Origin of the sequence: Clostridioides sp. ZZV15-6598 (assembly GCF_020657705.1) — a bacterium.
Taxonomy (GTDB): domain Bacteria; phylum Bacillota; class Clostridia; order Peptostreptococcales; family Peptostreptococcaceae; genus Clostridioides; species Clostridioides difficile_F.
Genome location: NZ_JAGWCS010000340.1, coordinates 1 through 392, shown reverse-complemented (window position 1 = coordinate 392; position 392 = coordinate 1). Strand labels below are relative to the sequence as shown.

The 392-nt window shown below is 29.1% G+C and carries 1 protein-coding gene; it reads right to left on the bottom strand.

The genetic code is table 11. The features are described from left to right. Nucleotides 1-392, bottom strand: a 392-nt coding sequence (locus KGF50_RS21935; RefSeq protein ID WP_227850002.1) for a serine hydrolase domain-containing protein, incomplete at both ends; no start/stop codon positions are given.

The following is a 392-nucleotide window of genomic DNA, read 5'->3' as shown; positions in this document are numbered from 1 at the left end:
GTAAATCCATCATTACAATAAACTGAAAAAGCTCCTGGTTTAGCTTTTAATCTTTGTTTCTTTAATTCTTCTAAGAAATTATCATGATTATAAGAATCATTATCGCCTAATAAAAGGGCATTTTTAAAACTACTTCCCATTAACCCTGATGAATGATTTAATAACATCCTTGGAGTGATTTCTTTATATCTATCATCAGCCATTTTAAATTCAGGTATATATTTTACAACAGGGGTATCTAAATTTAATTTTCCCTCTTCAACCAACTTCATAACAGCTGTTGTAGTAAACACTTTACTGATAGATGCAATGTTGTACATATTATCCTTAGTTAAATTTTTATTATCTTGTTTGCTGTATACGCCACCATTTCCAGAAATCTCAATTTTACC